Raw genomic sequence first — 546 nt, forward strand, 5'->3', positions numbered from 1 at the left:
CAGCCCGATGGGTCCTGGAAGCGGATATCAAGGGGTGCTTTGACCACATCAACCATGACTGGTTGGAACGCAATGTCCCAATGGACACGGCGATTCTCCGGAAGTGGTTGAAGGCTGGCCTGGTTTACCGAGGTCAGTTGCAGGCGACGACGGCCGGTACGCCGCAGGGGGGCATCATTTCCCCGACGTTGGCCAATGTGACGTTGAACGGGTTGGAGCGTGAACTGATTGAGCACCTCGGTGCTAAATTCGGGATCGCGAAAACCAAGAAGCTCAAGATTCATGTGGTGCGGTACGCGGACGACTTCGTCATAACCGGTGGCTCGCAAGAGATACTAGTTGACGAAGTCCGGCCTTGGATAGAAGCCTTCCTCGCGGTTAGGGGTTTGCAACTATCCGAGGAGAAAACGCGGATCACTCATATAGATCAAGGCTTTGATTTCCTTGGGTGGAATTTTCGGAAGTACTCGGGAAAGCTGCTCATCAAACCGAGCAAGAAAAACGCGCAAGCGTTCTATCGCAAGGTGGCGGATACGATCAGCGGTA

The 546-nt window shown here is 54.2% G+C and carries 1 protein-coding gene; it reads left to right on the forward strand.

Features of this window, described 5'->3' with window-relative positions; genetic code table 11:
- On the forward strand, positions 1-546 hold a 546-nt coding region (locus tag ACRXB1_RS37325), incomplete at both ends, for a reverse transcriptase domain-containing protein (RefSeq protein WP_449494931.1).

This window comes from Caballeronia sp. M23-90 (genome assembly GCF_053574605.1).